This is a genomic window from Streptomyces sp. TLI_171 (assembly GCF_003610255.1).
GTDB lineage: Bacteria > Actinomycetota > Actinomycetes > Streptomycetales > Streptomycetaceae > Kitasatospora.
In genome coordinates this window covers 4,766,607-4,783,060 of the sequence record NZ_RAPS01000001.1, presented here as the reverse complement: position 1 = coordinate 4,783,060, position 16,454 = coordinate 4,766,607, and the positions used below count along the sequence as shown (strand labels likewise).

Below are 16,454 nucleotides of genomic sequence, written 5' to 3'. Positions count from 1 at the left end.
GTGGCGGCAGCTCAAGCCGCCCCCGTTCACGTCCACCCGTTCACGTCCGCCGGGTACGGTCGTCGGCGTGACCACACTGCGGATCGCCACGTACAACCTGCTGCACGGCCAACCGCTCGCCCCGGACGGGAGCCCTGCTCCCTACCCCGCCGAGCCGGGCGCGCCGCTCGCCGAGGCCGTCGCCGCGCTGGACGCCGACGTGCTCGCGCTCCAGGAGGTCGACCGCCACCAGGAGCGCTCCGGCCGCACCGACCAGGCGGCCGTCGCCGCCAAGGCGATGGGCGCCACCGACTGGCGCTTCGCCGCCGCCCTGCACGGCACCCCCGCCCCCTCGGCCGGCTGGGTCACCGACCCCGTGCAACCCGGCATGGTGGTCTACGGGCCCGAGGACGTGGACGGCCCGGTCGAGCGGCCCTCGTACGGCACCGCGCTGCTCACCCGCCTCCCGGTGCTGCACTGGCGGGCCCGCCGGTTCGCCCCGGCCCCGTTCGGGCTGCCGCTGCGGGTGGCCGGGCGGCGCGGGCTGACGCCGGTGCCGGACGAGCCGCGGGCCGCGCTGGCGGCGGTGCTCGCCGGGCCCGGCGGGGAGTTCACCGTGGTCGCCGCGCACCTGTCCTTCGTGCCCGGGTGGAACGTCGCCCAGCTCGCCGCGATCCGGCGCTGGATCGCCGACCTGCCGCAGCCGTACCTGGTGCTCGGCGACTTCAACCTGATCGGGGCGGTGCCGCGCACGGTGCTCGGGTCGGCGCACGCGATCCAGCGCACGGCGCGGCGCGAACGCGTCCGCACCGCACGGCGGACCAGGCTGCAGGGCTGGTACGACCTGGCCCGCACCCCCACCTACCCGTCCCACCGGCCGACGGTGCAGTTCGACCACATCCTGGGGATCGGTGTTCCGCGGAGCACGGTCGGGTCGGTGGCGGCGCCGCGCGCCGGGGTCTCCGACCACCGGCCGCTGGTGGTCGAGATCGAGACCTGAGGTCTCGGGAGCGCCGGGCCCCGTGGCCGCTACGCCACGAACCCCCGCCGCTCCCCGGGCCCCTGGGAGCTCCGCTCCTCCGGGCCGGGAAGGGCCCTGCCGGGAAGCACCTGCGCGGGGAGCACGACCGGGTCGAAGTGGAGCATCAGCATCGCGGCGTCGTCGCCGAGCTTGTGGCCGACGTGGCGGACCACGTCGTCGTGCAGGCGGTGCAGCACGTCGACGGGGCCGCCGTCGGCGAGCAGCGGAAGACGGTCCGTCAGGGGGTAGAAGGCGCCGCGGTGGTCGCGGGCCTCGATGACGCCGTCGGTGTAGAGCAGGATGCGGTCGCCGGGCTCGGCCTGCACCAGTTGGAGCGGCGGGCGCACGTCGGCGGGGTCGAGGACGCCCAGCGGGGGGACGGTCTCGTCGGCGGCGAGCAGCAGCGGGGCGTCCTCGCCGCGGAGCAGGACGGGGGCCGGGTGGCCGCAGTTGGCGATCTCCAGCACGCCGTCGGGGCGGACGCCGATCAGCACCAGGGTGACGAACTCCTCGTCGACGCCGGGGTGCTCGTTCTCGTGCAGGGCCCGGTCGAGGCTGACGGCGAGCCAGCCGGCCACCTTGTCGAGGGCGGCCTCCTGGTGGGCGGCCTCCCGGAAGGCGCCGAGCACGGCGGCGGCGGTCTCGACGGCGGCGAGGCCCTTGCCGCGGACGTCGCCCATCACGGCGCGCACCCCGTGCCGGGTGTTGACCACCTCGTACAGGTCGCCGCCGATCGAGGCGTGCGCGGCCGCGGCGGCGTAGCGGACGGCGGCGCGGACCGGCCCGACCCGTTCGGGGACGGAGCGCAGCAGGACCCGGCGGGCGATCTCGGCGACCAGCTGCGCCTCGGCGAGGGCGAGCTCCTGACGGAGCCTCAGCGTGGCGCTGAGGTGGCCGATGCCGGCGATCAGGACGATCGCGGCGACGGTGGCGGTGTGCACGGACTGGCCGAGCACGTCGTTGTACCAGGCCATGCCGAAGGCGCAGAGCTCGGCGAGGGCGCCGACCAGCAGGGGGTACCAGGTGCGGCGGGAGACGACGGCGGCGAGGGCCGGGACGGCGGTCAGGGCGGGTTCGACGGTGACCTGGCTGTTGGTCAGCAGGTCGAGGGAGACGATCAGCGCCATGCCGATCAGCGGCAGGGCGTGCGAGGTTCTCGGCCAGGTGCCGGTGACGGAGTTCGGTACCGGCCCTGGGGTGGGGCCGTGGAGGACGTCCCTGATCCATCCGGTCGCGCTCAACGTCGGTCTCTCCAGCGGAAGGTGCGGGTGCTGCTCGGCACCTGCGGGTCTGACGGGAGGTCAGGGGCGGGGCCCTGACGGCGGCCGGAGTACGGGGGATGACCGGTTACCGACCCCACAATAGGCACGAAACGTGCAGGGCGCACAGGTTTCGCGTGATCTCGTGACGAGTTGAATGCTCTGCGTGACTCTTTTCTACCTATTCCCGATCAGAAGATCGCTCAACTCTTTTCGGCCGGGAAGTCCTGACGGAGTCTCGATCCGGCCGGAGCGCACGTAGCAGAACGAGGCGGTGACCTGCTCCGGCGGGACGCCGACCTGCTCGGCCCAGGCCAGCCGGTAGACGGCGAGCTGCAGCGGATCGCCGCTGTCCTCGCGGCCGGTCTTCCAGTCCACCACCTCGTACTGCGGTGACCCTGCGCCACGGCCGGCGTCCCGGTACACCGCGTCGATCCGGCCGCGCACCACCCGTCCCGCCAGCACCAGTTGGAACGGGGCCTCGACCCGGTACGGGGTGCGGCCGGCGTAGGGACCGCGCAGGAACGCCTCCTTCAGGCGTTCGAGGTCCCGCTCGTCCTCGATCTCTTCGGCGTCCAGGCCGGGCAGCGCGTCGGCGCCGAGCAGCAGCGGCTGGTCGTAGCGGGACTGCACCCAGGCGTGGAAGCGGGTGCCCCGGCGGGCGGCGGGCGCGGGCGGGCGGGGCATCGGGCGGGCCAGGTCGCGGGCGAAGCCGTCCGGGTCGGCGGCCAGCCGCATCAGCTGGGAGGCGGACAGCGAGGCGGGCAGCTCGACCTCCCGGGTGGTGCGCCGGGAGCGCTCCAACTCGCCGAGCAGCGCCGTCAGGTCGCGGTCCCAGGAGGCCAGCAGCCGCTGGTCCTCGGCGCCCATCGGCTCGGGTTCGGGCGCGGGCGCGCCGGCCAGCCGGCGCCGGACCACCTCGGCGACCCGGCGGCGGGCGTGCTGCGCGGCGGGGTCCAGCGGCAGCGGCCAGGGCGTTTCGACCGAGGCGCTGAACGCGGGGTTCTCGGCGTCCGCGGCGGGCTCCCCGGCCCAGTGCTCGATCTCGCCGTTGCCGGGCCGCTCGCAGTGCGCGCGCAGCGCCGTCAGGAACTCGGACGGCCCGCGCCTGCGCTTCTGCGAGGGCCCCCACCAGTGCCCGGAGGCCAGCAGCAGCGAGCGCGGGCGGGTGAACGCGACGTAGCCGAGCCGGAGTTCCTCCACCTCGCCGTGGTGCGCCATCTCCTTCTTGAACAGCCCCATGCCCTTGGCGTTCCACGCCGGGTCGGCGGGCAGCGTGGCGGCGTCGCCGCGCAGGGCGTGCGGCAGCACCTTGCGGGTGGAGGTCCAGCGCTCGCGGCCCTGGCCGGACGGGAAGCCGCCCTTGACCAGGCCGGGGACGGCGACCACGTCCCACTCCAGGCCCTTGGACTTGTGCGCGGTGAGCACCTTGACGGTGTCCTCGCCGCCGGGCAGTCCGGCGTCCAGGCCGCGCTCGTACTCCTGGGCGGCGCGCAGGAAGGCCAGGAAGGCGGCCAGTCCGGGGTCGCCGTCCAGGTCGGCGAAGGAGGCGGCGATGTCCAGGAAGGAGTGCAGGGTCTCCCGGCGGCGGGCGGCCAGCGCCAGCGGGGAGGCGGAGAGTTCGACCTCCAGGCCGGTGACGGCGAGCACCCGGTGCAGCACGTCCATCAGGGGTTCGGCGAGGGCCCGGCGCAGTTCGCGGATCTCCCGGGCGAAGCGGGCGAAGCGGATCCGGGCCTCGGGCGAGAACGGCAGGTCGTCGGGCTGTTCGGCGTCGACGAAGGTCTCCAGCGCGTCGGCGAGCGAGACCACCTCGGTGGGGTCGGTCTCGGCGACGGCGGCGGCGAGGGGGTCCTGGTCGCCGTGCCGGGCGGTGCGCACCAGTTCGGCGGCGCGGCGGCCGAGCAGCGCCAGGTCGCGGGGGCCGATCCGCCAGCGCGGGCCGATCAGCAGGCGGACCAGGGCGGCGTTCGCGGTCGGGTCCTGGAGCACCTCGCAGACCGCCACCAGGTCGGCCACCTCCGGCAGTTGGAGCAGCCCGCCGAGGCCGACCACCTCCACCGGGACCTGCCGGGCGACCAGCGCGGCGTGGAGGTCGGGGAAGGAGCTGCCTGCCCGGCAGAGCACCGCGATCCGGCCCGGCGCGGTGCCGGTGCGGACCAGGTGGGTGATCGAGTCGGCCAGCCAGTCGACCTCCTCGGCGTGGGTGGGCAGCAGCGCGGCCCGCACGAAGCCGTCGAGCTCGGCGCCGGGCGCGGGCCGCAGCGCCTCCACGCCCTCGTGCATCTCCCGCAGCGGGGCGGCGAGTTCGTTGGCGAAGGCGAGCAGCCGGCCGCCGCTGCGGCGGTTCTCGCTGAGCGCGAAGCGGTACGCGGGGCTGCCGTCGGAGCGCGGGAAGTGGTGCGGGAAGTCGTCCAGGTTGGCGACCGAGGCGCCGCGCCAGCCGTAGATCGCCTGGCAGGGGTCGCCGACCGCGGTGACCGGGTGGCCGGCGCCGTCGGAGCCGCCGAACAGGCCCGCCAGCATGAGGCGTTGGGCCACCGAGGTGTCCTGGTACTCGTCCAGCAGCACCACCCGGTACTGCTCGCGCAGCAGCCGGCCGACCTCGGGTCGCTGCTGGGCGAGCCGGGCCGAGGCGGCGATCTGGTCGCCGAAGTCGAGCAGGCCGAGCTTCTGCTTGCGGGCCCGGTAGTCCGCCACCAGGTGCAGCAGTTCCTGCCGGCCGCGGGCGGCCCTGGGGACGGCCCGTAGGTCCTCGTTGCTGAGCTTGACCGAGGTCAGCGCGTCCAGCAACTGCTCGTCGTACGCCCGCAGTTGCTCCGGCTCGACCAGGTGCTCGGCCAACTCGGAGTCCAGCGCTATCAGTTCGGCGACCAGGGAGCTGAAGGTGCCGGTCAGCGCCGGGTAGGGCCCGCGGGCCTGGCGCAGCACCCGGGCGGCGAGCTGGAAGCGGGTGGCGTCGGCGAGCAGCCGGACGTCCGGCTCGATGCCGAGGCGCAGGCCGTGCTCCTTGAGCAGGGTGCCGGCGAAGGCGTGGTAGGTGGAGATCTGCGGCTCGCCGAGCGCGTCCTCCTCCTCGCGGACGCCGGCCCGCAGCAGCGAGGCCCGGACGCGTTCGGCGAGTTCGCCGGCGGCCTTGTTGGTGAAGGTCAGGCCGAGCACCTGCTCGGGGCGGACGGCGCCGGAGCCGACCAGCCAGACCACCCGGGCGGCCATCACGGTGGTCTTGCCGGAGCCCGCGCCGGCCACGATCACGCCGGGCTCCATGGGCGCCCCGATGGCCGCCAACTGCTCGCCGTTGAACGGGATCTGGAGCAGCTCGCGGAGCTGGGCCGGGTGCTGCAGCGGCTCAGTCGACGACATGCCGGCCGTCCCGCTGCGCGGAGCAGCTGCTGCGGAAGGCGCAGCGGCCGCAGCGCTCGCCCGCGGTGGGGGTGAACTTCTCGGCGAGGACCTTCCCGGCGGTCTCCACCAGCAGCTCCTCGATCCACGGGGTGCCCTCGGGCGGCAGCTGCTGCTGCACCTTGGGCGCCTCCGCGTCGCCCTTGGCGGGCTCCCGCAGGTGCACCAGCTCGGCGCCGCCGGGGGTGGCGCCGTCCTCGAAGCCGGGCAGGTCGGCGAGTGCGCCGCCGCGCACCGCCAGCTGGTAGACCGCGAGTTGGCGGTGGTCGGGGAGCGACTTCTCGGTCGGGATCTGCTTGCCGGTCTTGAAGTCGACCACGTACGCGCGACCGACCGCGTCGGTCTCCACCCGGTCCATCGAGCCGCGGATCCGCACCGCGACGCCGCCGACGTCCAGGGTCAGGTCGAAGGGGTGCTCGGTGGCCACCGTGGTGCGCTCCCGTTCCAGCACGTGCCAGCGCAGGAAGCGCTCCAGGGCGGCCCGGGCCTCGGCCTTCTCCTGGTGGGACTTCCACGGGGCGTCGAAGGCGAGGGCGTCCCAGACGGTGTCCAGCCGTTCCATCAGCACGGCCAGGTCGGCGGGGGTGCGGCCGGAGCCGACCTCGTCGGCGAGGGCGTGCACCACGTTGCCGAACCCCTGGGCGGCGGAGGCGGTCCGCCCCGCCTTCACGTCCTTCTCCAGGAACCACTGCAGCGCGCAGGACTCCAGCTGCTCCAGCCCGCTGCCGGACAGCCGGACCGGCGCGTCGGGTTCGCGCAGCGGCTGCGGGGCGGCGGTGGCGTCCACCAGGCCCCACCACTGGTCGGGGTGGGCGGCCGGGACCAGCGGGCGGCCCTCCTCGTCCAGGGCGGCGGCCAGGGTGGCGAGGCGTTCGGCGGCGGCCCGGCGCAGCTGCGGCGAGCGGGCCGGGTCGACGGTGACGGCGCGCAGCTCGGCGACCAGTGCGGGCACCGACAGCGGGCGGCGCGGCCGGGAGGTGACCTCGGCGACCCGGACCTGCGGGGTGCGCTCCAGCACCCGCCCGGTGCGGGGGTCGACGGTCTCCCGGTACAGCTCGCGCAGGAACCGGGACGGCTCGTCGCCGTCCTCGGCGGGGGCCTTGACGGCGGTGACCACCAGGCGGTCCTTGGCCCGGGTGGCGGCGACGTAGAACAGCCGGCGCTCCTCGGCCAGCAGCGCGGCCGCCGACAACGGTTCGGCGAGGCCGTCGCGGCCGATCCGGTCGGCCTCCAGCAGCGAGCCGCGGCGGCGCAGGTCCGGCCAGAGGCCCTCCTGGACGCCGGTGACGACGACCAGCCGCCACTCCAGGCCCTTGGAGCGGTGCGCGGTCATCAGCCGCACCGCGTCGGGGCGGACGGCGCGCACGTGCAGGGTGTCGGCGGCGATGTCCTGCGCCTCGACCTCCGCGAGCAGGTCGAGGGCGCCGCGGTGGCCGGAGACCCGCTCCTCGGCCCGGGCGGCGGTCTCGAACAGGGCGCACAGCGCGTCCAGGTCCCGGTCGGCGTTGCGGCCGCCGGGCCCGCCGCGCAGCGCGGCCCGTTCCAGGCGCTCGCGCCAGCGCCGGGAGCCGTCCCACAGCTCCCAGAGCGCGTCCTCGCCGGACGCGCCGCCCGCCAGAAGTTCGCGGACCTTGCGCAGCAGCACGCCCAGCTCGTAGGCGCGGCGGGCGTAGGGGGCGTCCAGCAGGGCGAGCAACTCGGGCTGCTCCAGCGCCTCCCGGATCAGCTCCTCGGCGGGCCGGACCACCCCGGGCGCGCCCTCCTCGGCGAGCGCCCGGCGCTCCTCCTCGCGCAGGGTCCGGCCGAGGCGGCGCAGGTCGGAGCCGTCCAGGGCGGCGAGCGGGCCGGTGAGCAGGGTGTGCGCGAGGTCGGCGGTGAGCGCGCCCTCGCCCTCGGCGCAGACCCGCAGCGCGAGCAGCAGCGGGGCGACGGCGGTCTCCTCGCGCAGCGGCAGGTCGTCGCCGTCGATCTCCAGCGGCACGCCGGCGGCGGCCAGCGCCCGGCGGACGGCCGGTATGGTCCGGGAGCCGGCCCGGACCAGCACCGCCATCTCGCCCCAGGGGACGCCGTCCTCCAGGTGGGCGCGGCGCAGTAGGTCGGCGACCGAGTCGAGTTCGGCGCCGGGCGTCGGGTAGGTGTACACCTCGACGGCGCCGCCCTCGCGGGAGGGCAGCAGGGCGCGGTGCGCGGCGAGCTTGTCGGCGGGCAGCCGCCCCATCGGCATCCGGCGGGCCAGTTCCCGGGAGGCGGCCAGCAGCACCGCGCCGGAGCGCCGGGACACCCGCAGCACCTTGACCTCGGCGGGCCGTCCGTCGGCCTGCGGGAAGGCGTGCGGGAACTCCAGGATGCCGTTCACGTCGGCGCCGCGGAACGCGTAGATCGACTGGTCGGGGTCGCCGACCGCGACCAGGTCCCGGCCGCCGCCGGCGAGCCGCTGCAGCAGCCGGACCTGGGCCGGGTCGGTGTCCTGGTACTCGTCGACGAACACCACGTCGTAGCGCTCGCGCAGCTGCGCGGCGACGTCCTCGCGTTCGGCGAGCAGCACGGCGCGGTGCACGAGTTCGGCGTAGTCGAGCACGCCGCGCAGGTCCAGCACGTCCAGGTACTCGGCCAGGAAGTGCGCGGCGGCCGCCCAGTCGGGGCGCTGGACGGCCTGCGCGAAGCGCTCCAGCTCCGCCTCGCCCAGTCCGAGTTCGCGGCTGCGGGCGAGCACCGCGCGGACTTCGTCGGCGAAGCCGCGGGTGGTCAGGCAGGCCCGCAGGTCGAGCGGCCAGCCGATGGTGGCGGTGCCCGCCTTCGCGTCCTCGGCGCCGCCGGCCAGCAGTTCGCGGACCATCACGTCCTGCTCGGGGCCGGACAGCAGGCGCAGCGGCTCGGCGTACTCCTCGGGCGGCTGGTGGGCGCGCAGCAGGGCGTAGCAGAACGAGTGGAAGGTGGTGGCCTGCGGGGCGGTGGCGCCGATCCGGGCGGTCATCCGGTCGCGCAGCTCCATCGCGGCCTTGCGGCTGAAGGTGAGCACCAGGACCCGGTCGGGCGGCGTCCCGTCGGCCACCCGCCGGGCGACCGCCTCGACCAGCGTGGTGGTCTTGCCGGTGCCGGGACCCGCGAGCACCAGCAGCGGCCCCGACGCGTGCGCGACCACCGCCCGCTGGAATTCGTCCAGCACGGGCGGGTCGGGCTGCGCGAGGGGGCTGCGCACCAGGCGGAACGGTGAGGTCACTGCGGTCCAGGGTCGTACGGCGGTTCAGGTGGCGGGCGGTGGCCGTGGGGTGGCGCCCGCCGCATCGAGCCTACGATCCTGCACCCACAGACCCCTCCGGCGCACCTCTCCCGGTCAGGCTCCCGCGGTCCCGTCCCAGCGCGCGGCCCGCAGGTCGACCCGCGGTTCGCCGCCGACGGTGCGCAGCGGGGTGCCCTCGGACCGGTACTCGGGGAGCGCGCGGTGCTCGTGGCCGGGCAGCGGCCGGCCGTCCGCCCGGATCACCCGCCACCAGGGCACCGCGCCGCCGTACAGGGCCATCGCCCGGCCGACCTGGCGGGGCCCGCCGCGGCCCAGGTACTCGGCGACGTCGCCGTAGGTCATCACCCGGCCCGGCGGGATCCGCTCGGCGAGGTCGAGCACCGCCTCCGCGAACGGCGGGATCTCGGGCACGTCCATCGGCTCGGTCATCCGACGCATTCTTCCCCATCCGGTCGATTTCCAGCACCCCGTGCGGGCGACCCGGCGCGCGGGATGCGGCCCCTGCCCCGCACCCGGGTTCCGGGCATGGCAGCATCTTCGGGGCAGTGCGACTCACGAGGAACAAGACCAGATGACCGGGACGGCAGAATTGAACGTGGACGAGGACTCCGGGGAGTCCGCCACCGACGGTTCCGCCCGCCGGGGCGACCACGCCCCGCCGGTCGACCTGCGCCACCGGGCGCGGGACGCGCACCACACGGGGGAGGAAGCGGTGGCCCCACAGCTGCCGCCGGACGACGGTCCGGACCGTCCGGACGCACCGGACCGGCCGCCCGAGCGTCCGGAAGGGTCCGACGACCGGCCGGAACGGCGCGCGGACCGGCCGGCCGAGGAGCCGGCCGAGGAGCCGGCCGGCGAGTACCTGGCGGTCGACGAACCGCTGCTGGCGCCGCGCGCCCACCGGCCGTCCGACCTGCTGCGCTTCCTCGCGGGCCTGCTCGGCATCATCGCGGTGTTCGTGCTAGCGCAGGTGGCGGTCTCCACCACCACCGGCATCGAGAACGACATCACCGTCAACGCCAACCGGATCCCCGGCGTGCTGTCGAAGATCGCCGCCCTGGTGTCCTCCATCGCGGTGCTGACGGTGCCGCTGGTCTTCGCGGTCGAGCGGCTGATCAAACGCGACGGCCTGCGGGTCGCCGACGGCGTGCTCGCCTCGGTGCTCGCGTACGGCGTCTCGCTCGGCGTGGACTGGTGGGTGGCCGCCAGCGCCCCCGAGGAGATCCGCAACGCGCTGACCCAGAACTCGCCCGGCAGCGAGACCCTCACCGACCCGGTGCACGGCTACCTCGCGCCGGTGATCGCCTACATGACGGCCGTCGGCATGTCGAGCCGCCCGCGCTGGCGGGTCGCGCTGTGGGTGGTGGTGATCCTCTCCGGCGCGGCCGAGCTGATCAACGGCAACACCACGCCGCTGTCGCTGCTGCTGACCGTGCTGATCGGCTGGTCGGTGGCGTACGGCACGCTGTACGCGATCGGCTCGCCGAACATCCGGCCCACCGGGCAGCACCTGATGATCGGCCTGCGCAAGGTCGGCTTCGCCCCGTCCGCCGCGCACCTCGCCCCCGACGCCCCCGGCGGCACCCGCCGCTACCTGGTCACCCAGCAGACCGGGCCGCTGCTGGACGTCCACATCATCGACCGCGAGCAGCAGGCCTCCGGGTTCTTCTACCGGGCCTGGCGGCGGCTGCGGCTGCGCTCGGTCGCGGTCCGCCGCAGCCCGCAGTCGCTGCGCCAGGCACTGGAGCAGGAGGCGCTGATCGCGTACGCCGCGGCCGCCTCCGGGGCCCGCGCCCCGCAGCTGGTCGCCACCTCCGAGCTGGGCCCGGACGCCGCGATCCTGGTCTACGAGAACGTGGCCGGCCGCACCCTGGACGAGCTCGCCGACGACGAGGTCACCGACGAGGTGATGGCCTCCTTCTGGGAGTCCGTCTCGACCCTGCACGAGCGCCGGATCGCGCACCGCCGGCTCACCGGCGAGTCCCTGCTGGTGGTTGACGAGCGCACCGGCTGCCTGACCAACCTGTCCGGCGGCGACATCGCGGCCGGCGACCTGACGCTGCGCATCGACGTCGCCCAGCTGCTCACCACCTTCGCGCTGCGGATCGGCCCCGAGCGCTCGGTCGCGGTCGCCACCGCGGTGCTCGGCCCGACCCGGATCGCCGAGGCGCTGCCGCTGCTGCAGCCGGTCGGCCTGAGCCGGCAGACCCGCGGCGACCTCCAGCGGATGACCAAGGAGCGGAAGGCCGCCGCGCAGGCGCTGGCGCTCAAGCAGGTCGCGGCGGGCGAGCGCACCCAGCAGCAGGCGGAGGAGGACATCGCGCAGGCCGGCGAGGACCTGCTGTCCAAGATCCGGGCGGAGATCCTGCAGATCGCCCCCGAGGCGCCGATGGCGCCCGCCAAGCTGGAGCGGCTGAAGCCGAAGACGCTGATCATGGTGGTGGCGCTGACCTTCGCCGCCTACCTGGCGCTGACCACCATCCGGCCGGACCAGTTCAAGGTCTCCCAGATGAACTGGGCCTGGGCGGCGGCCGCGCTGGCCGCCGCGGCGGTCTCCTACGTGGCCGCCGCGATGAGCCTGACCGGCTTCGTCCCGGAACGGCTCCCGTTCGGGCGGACGGTGGCCGCGCAGGTGGCCGGCTCCTTCGTGAAGCTGGTCGCCCCGGCCGCGGTCGGCGGCATCGCGCTGAACACCCGCTACCTGCAGCGGGCCGGCATCCGCCCGGTGCAGGCGGTCGCCTCGGTCGGGGCCTCGCAGCTGGCCGGCCTGGGCGGGCACCTGGTGCTGCTGTTCGCGTTCGGTCTGATCACCGGCTCGCAGACCAACGGCGACCTGGGCGCCTCCCGGGCGGTGATCATCGGGGTGCTGAGCGCCGCGGTGCTCGCCCTGGTGGTGGCCGCGGTCGCCCCGCTGCGGCGCTTCGTGGTGACCCGGGTCCGCTCGCTGTTCTTCGGCGTCGTCCCGCGGATGCTCGACCTGATGCAGACCCCGCGCAAGCTGGTCACCGGCTTCGGCGGCATCCTGCTGCTGACGCTCTCCTTCACCGCCTGCCTGGACGCCTCCGTGCAGGCCTTCGGCGGCGGCGGGCACGTCACCTACGCGGCCGTCGCGGTGGTCTTCCTGACCGCCAACGCGGCCGGCTCGGCGATCCCCACCCCGGGCGGCATCGGCCCGGTCGAGATCGCCCTGATCACCGCCCTCACCGTGGCGGGCGTCCCCGCCACGGCCGCCACCCCGGCGGTGTTCCTCTACCGCCTGCTGACCTTCTGGCTCCCGGTGCTGCCGGGCTGGATCGCCTACAACGTGCTGCAGCGGCGGAACGCGCTCTAGCCGGCGGCCGGCTCTAGTAGGCGGCCGCGATCTCGGCGAGCACCGTCTCCCAGGGCGTCGGCGCCAGGCCGAACACCTCCCGGGAGGCGCTGTCGTCGATGACGAACGGCCGCTCGAACTGGTACGCCGTCTCGCGGACCGAGCGCACCGTCGGGTTGACCAGCCCGAGCAGGGCCAGCACCGGGCCGGGGACGCGGGCGACCTTGGCGGCGGGCTTCCCGGCGGCCGCGCAGAGGTCGGCGATCACCTCGCGCTGGCTGCGGGCCGGGTTGCCGGGCACGTGCCAGGCCCGGCCCCAGGCGCGTTCGTCGGAGCCGACGGCGGCCAGCAGCCGGGCGGTGTCGGCGGGCGAGGTCCAGCTGTGCGGGGCGTCGGGGTCGCCGAGCACCTGGACGGTGCGCCCGGTCAGCGCCCGGGAGAACGCCCGGTCGTCGAGCGCGCTGACGGCGCCCGGCCCCAGGTAGTCGGACCCGCGCACCTCGGTGGCCCGCACCCGCCCGGCCCGGTGGGCGGCGAGCGCGTCGCGCCACATCGCGGCCCGCACCTCGCCCTTGGCGGAGTTCGGCCGCAGCGGCGTGTCGGGGCTCATCGGCCCGTCCACCGCGCCGTAGCCGTACAGGTTGGAGACGGTGGCGAGGACGGCGCCGCTGCGTTCGGCGGCGGTCAGCAGGGAGGCGGCGAGCGGCGGCCAGATCTCCGGCCAGCGGTGGTAGGGCGGGTTGGCGCAGTTGTAGAGCACCGCGGCGCCCTCGGCGGCGGCGGTGAGCGCCGCGGGGTCGGCGGCGTCCAGGTGCAGGCGGGTGACGCCGTCCAGCGGACGGGCGGAGGCGGCGGTGCGGGTGACCACCACGACCTGCTCGCCGCGTTCGGCGAGCAGTCGGGCGGTGGCCGAGCCGACCGGTCCGGCGCCGACGACCAGGTGCTTGCTCATGGGGACGCTCCACTCGGGATCCGGGAAAACGGTGTTCTCGCGCTGCTCCGAGCCTGGCGCAGCGGCGGGCGAACTGTCAAGAACACTGTTCTCGTACGAGAACGACGTGCTCGAATGTTGCACCTGTTCTCGCCCGCTGGGAGGATGGCCGGCATGCCGAAGGCCCCCACCCCCCGCGAGCGGGCCCGCGCCGAGTTCACCCGCGAGATCAAGGACACCGCCCGCCGCCACCTGGCCGAGCACGGCCCGGCCGGGCTCTCCATGCGCTCCCTCGCCCGCGACGTCGGCCTGGTCTCCGCCTCCGCGCTGTACCGCTACTACCCGGGCCGCGACGCGCTGCTCACCGCGCTGATCGCCGACGCCTACGCCGCGCTCGGCGACGCGGCGGACGCCGCCGCCGACCCCTTCGACGGGGTCGACCACCCGGGCCGCTGGCTGGCCGTCTGCCACGCCGTCCGCGACTGGGCGCTGGCCCACCCGCACGAGTTCGCCCTGGTGCACGGCTCCCCCGTGCCCGGCTACACCGCCCCCGAGGACACCACCGGCCCCGGCACCCGGCTGCCGCTGCTGATCGGCCGGCTGTTCCAGGAGGCCGCCGTGGCCGGCGGCTACCGCCCGCTCGGCGACCCCGCCGTCCCGGACGCCGCCCGGGCCGCGCTCGCCCCGCTGCTGACCCGGCTGCCGCCCGGCACCCCCGACCACCTGGTGGTGGCCGCGCTGGCCGCCTGGAGCGACCTGCTGGGGGCGCTCTCGCTGGAGCTGTTCGGGCACCTGGCCCGGATCACCGCCGACGCCCGCGCGTACTTCGACCACCTGATGAGCCGCACCGGCGCCCTGCTCGGCCTGGCCGCGACCCGCTGAACGCGAAACCGCCCGGCCGGGGAGTCCCCGGCCGGGCGGTCTTCACTGACTGGTCGTCGACGGATCAGTAGATCGGCTTCTCCGGCTCGATCTGGTTGACCCAGCCGACCACGCCGCCGCCCAGGTGCACCGCGTCGCTGAAGCCCGCGGCCTTCAGCACGGCCAGCACCTCGGCCGAGCGGACGCCGGTCTTGCAGTGCAGCACGATCCGCTTGTCCTGCGGCAGGTCCTGCAGGGCGTTGCCCATCAGGAACTCGTTCTTCGGGATCAGGCGGGCGCCCGGGATGTTGACGATCTCGTACTCGTTGATCTCGCGGACATCGATGATGTCGATGTTCTCGCCGTTGTCGATCCACTCCTTGAGCTGCTTGGAGGTGATCGTCGAGCCGATCGCCGCGGCCGAGGCCTCCTCCGAGACGACGCCGCAGAACGACTCGTAGTCGATCAGCTCGGTGACGGTCGGGTTCTCGCCGCAGACGGCGCAGTTCGGGTCCTTGCGGACCTTCACCGAGCGGTACTGCATCTCCAGGGCGTCGTAGATCATCAGCCGGCCGACCAGCGGCTCGCCGATCCCGGCCAGCAGCTTGATGGCCTCGTTGACCTGGATCGAGCCGATCGAGGCGCACAGCACGCCCAGCACGCCGCCCTCGGCGCAGGACGGGACCATGCCCGGCGGCGGGGCCTCCGGGTACAGGCAGCGGTAGCAGGGGCCGTGCTCGGCCCAGAACACGCTGGCCTGGCCGTCGAAGCGGTAGATCGAGCCCCACACGTACGGCTTGCCGAGCAGCACCGCGGCGTCGTTCACCAGGTACCGGGTGGCGAAGTTGTCGGTGCCGTCGACGATCAGGTCGTAGCCGGAGAAGATCTCCATCACGTTGTCGTTGTCGAGGCGCTCCTCGTGCAGGACCACGTTGACCAGCGGGTTGATCTCCTTGACCGAGTCGCGCGCGGACTCCGCCTTGGACCGGCCGATGTCGGACTGGCCGTGGATGATCTGCCGCTGCAGGTTGGACTCGTCGACGGTGTCGAACTCGACGATGCCGAGCGTGCCGACACCGGCGGCGGCCATGTACATCAGGGCCGGCGACCCGAGGCCGCCGGCGCCGACGCACAGCACCTTGGCGTTCTTCAGCCGCTTCTGCCCGTCCATGCCCACATCGGGAATGATCAGGTGGCGGGAGTACCGGCGGACCTCTTCGACGGTGAGCTCGGCGGCGGGCTCGACCAGGGGGGGCAGCGACACGGGGACTCCGATGGTCGTCAGTTTCTCTTCGACTACGCCAACAGTGTCACGTGCCCGGGGTATTCCAAGACAGCGGGTCCACTGGGTGAGATGCGCGACACCGGATGCCGAGACCCCGCCGTTCCCGCCCAATCCCCAGGTCAGGCCCGGCCGTTCCGGTTCACACCCGGCAGGCGGTCTCCAGCCAGACGTCCCCCAGCGACTCCTCCAGCGGCACCTGCGTCCGCCATCCGAGACGGTCCCTGGCGGTCCTGACGTCCGCCTGCCGCCACTGCACCGGCTCCACGGCCGGCCGCGCCTCGGCCGCCCGCGACCCCTCGGCGCCCGCCTGCTGGGCGGGCAGCACCACCTGGCGGGCGTCCTCGGTGACGGTGCCCTCGAAGCCGGACGCCCGCACCAGCAGGTGCGCCGCGTCCCGGGCCCGGACGGCGTGGCCGGAGCCGATGTTGATCACCCCGGTGGCCGCCGAGACCGCCGCCGCCTGGATCGCCCGCGCCACGTCACGGACGTCCACGAAGTCCCGGTGCCCGGACAGGTCCGGCATCCGCACCTGCGACTCGTCCTGCTCCAGGGCCCGCCGCAGGCCCTCCGCCAGCCGCCCGAACAGCGAGGCCGTCGGCGCCCCCGGGCCGACCACGTCGAACACCCGCAGCACCAGCGCGTCCAGGCCGGAGGCCAGCACCAGTTCGGTGCCCGCCAGCTTCGACACCCCGTACGGCCCGACCGGGCGCGGCTCCGCGCTCTCCGGGATCGGCCCGCCGGGCTGCGCCGGGCCGTACTCCGCCGCCGAGCCCACGTGCACCAGCCGCGCGGGCTCCCGGCTGCGCCGGATCGCCTCGCAGACCGTCGCCACCGCCAGCGTGTTGGACCGGATCAGGGTCCGCGAGGTCCCGTAGGTGGCCCCGGCGCAGTTGATCACCACCTGCGCGGCCACCGCGTCCAGGAACCGGGCCAGCGCACCCGGACTCCCCGCGGCCAGGTCGAACCGGATGTCGGCGGAGTCGCCCCGGCCCAGCACGGTCACCTGGAGCCCCTCCTCCGCCAGCAGCCGGTCGGCCACCCGCCGGCCGATGAATCCGTCGGCTCCCAGCAGCAGCACCCTCATCGGGCCCAAGTCCTTCCATCAGGCCCGGCAGCAACCGGGCGGAACGAGATCTGATCGACAAACCGCAGCACCGGCCCGGCA

Annotated in this window: 10 protein-coding genes; 3 read left to right on the top strand and 7 right to left on the bottom strand. The window is 74.9% G+C overall.

The annotated features are described in order from the left end of the window. The first annotated feature begins 67 nt into the window (after positions 1–67). On the top strand, positions 68–979 hold the full coding sequence (locus tag BX266_RS21860; protein WP_218969259.1) for an endonuclease/exonuclease/phosphatase family protein: 912 nt from the start codon (positions 68–70) through the stop codon (positions 977–979). A gap of 29 nt (positions 980–1,008) precedes the next feature. Here the strand turns inward: BX266_RS21860 and BX266_RS21855 are convergent, their stop codons facing one another. The 4 genes from BX266_RS21855 to BX266_RS21840 all read right to left on the bottom strand — a co-directional run bounded on the left by BX266_RS21855 (position 1,009) and on the right by BX266_RS21840 (position 9,340). Beyond that, on the bottom strand, positions 1,009–2,241 hold the full coding sequence (locus BX266_RS21855) for a PP2C family protein-serine/threonine phosphatase (RefSeq protein WP_099902326.1): 1,233 nt from the start codon (positions 2,239–2,241) through the stop codon (positions 1,009–1,011). 195 nt (positions 2,242–2,436) lie between these two features. Then, positions 2,437–5,622, bottom strand: a complete 3,186-nt coding sequence (locus BX266_RS21850) for an ATP-dependent DNA helicase (RefSeq protein WP_099902324.1) — start codon at positions 5,620–5,622, stop codon at positions 2,437–2,439. Beyond that, on the bottom strand, positions 5,609–8,881 hold the full coding sequence (locus BX266_RS21845; RefSeq protein WP_099902322.1) for an ATP-dependent DNA helicase: 3,273 nt from the start codon (positions 8,879–8,881) through the stop codon (positions 5,609–5,611). Before BX266_RS21845 ends, BX266_RS21850 begins: the two co-directional genes overlap by 14 nt. A gap of 114 nt (positions 8,882–8,995) precedes the next feature. Next, on the bottom strand, positions 8,996–9,340 hold the full coding sequence (locus tag BX266_RS21840) for an MGMT family protein (RefSeq protein ID WP_259464793.1): 345 nt from the start codon (positions 9,338–9,340) through the stop codon (positions 8,996–8,998). 133 nt (positions 9,341–9,473) lie between these two features. Between BX266_RS21840 and BX266_RS21835 the strand changes: the two genes are divergently transcribed. Further along, positions 9,474–12,233, top strand: coding sequence for a lysylphosphatidylglycerol synthase transmembrane domain-containing protein (locus BX266_RS21835; protein ID WP_259464792.1), 2,760 nt, complete (start codon positions 9,474–9,476; stop codon positions 12,231–12,233). Between the two features lie 13 nt (positions 12,234–12,246). On the opposite strand, the gene BX266_RS21830 is transcribed toward BX266_RS21835, so the two are convergent. After that, positions 12,247–13,164 carry an NAD-dependent epimerase/dehydratase family protein gene (locus BX266_RS21830; protein ID WP_099902318.1) on the bottom strand — a complete coding sequence of 306 codons (918 nt, stop codon included), beginning with the start codon at positions 13,162–13,164 and terminating at the stop codon, positions 12,247–12,249. 153 nt (positions 13,165–13,317) lie between these two features. Here BX266_RS21830 and BX266_RS21825 point away from each other — a divergent pair, with 153 nt between their 5' ends. Continuing rightward, positions 13,318–14,025, top strand: coding sequence for a TetR/AcrR family transcriptional regulator (locus BX266_RS21825; protein ID WP_099902316.1), 708 nt, complete (start codon positions 13,318–13,320; stop codon positions 14,023–14,025). 64 nt (positions 14,026–14,089) lie between these two features. On the opposite strand, the gene moeZ is transcribed toward BX266_RS21825, so the two are convergent. Both moeZ and BX266_RS21815 read right to left on the bottom strand, forming a co-directional pair. After that, entirely contained in the window at positions 14,090–15,268 is a 1,179-nt protein-coding gene (moeZ, locus tag BX266_RS21820; RefSeq protein WP_099902315.1) for an adenylyltransferase/sulfurtransferase MoeZ, read from the bottom strand. A 160-nt stretch (positions 15,269–15,428) separates the two neighbouring features. Then, entirely contained in the window at positions 15,429–16,373 is a 945-nt protein-coding gene (locus BX266_RS21815; protein ID WP_099902313.1) for an NAD(P)-dependent oxidoreductase, read from the bottom strand. Between the last annotated feature and the right edge of the window lie 81 nt (positions 16,374–16,454).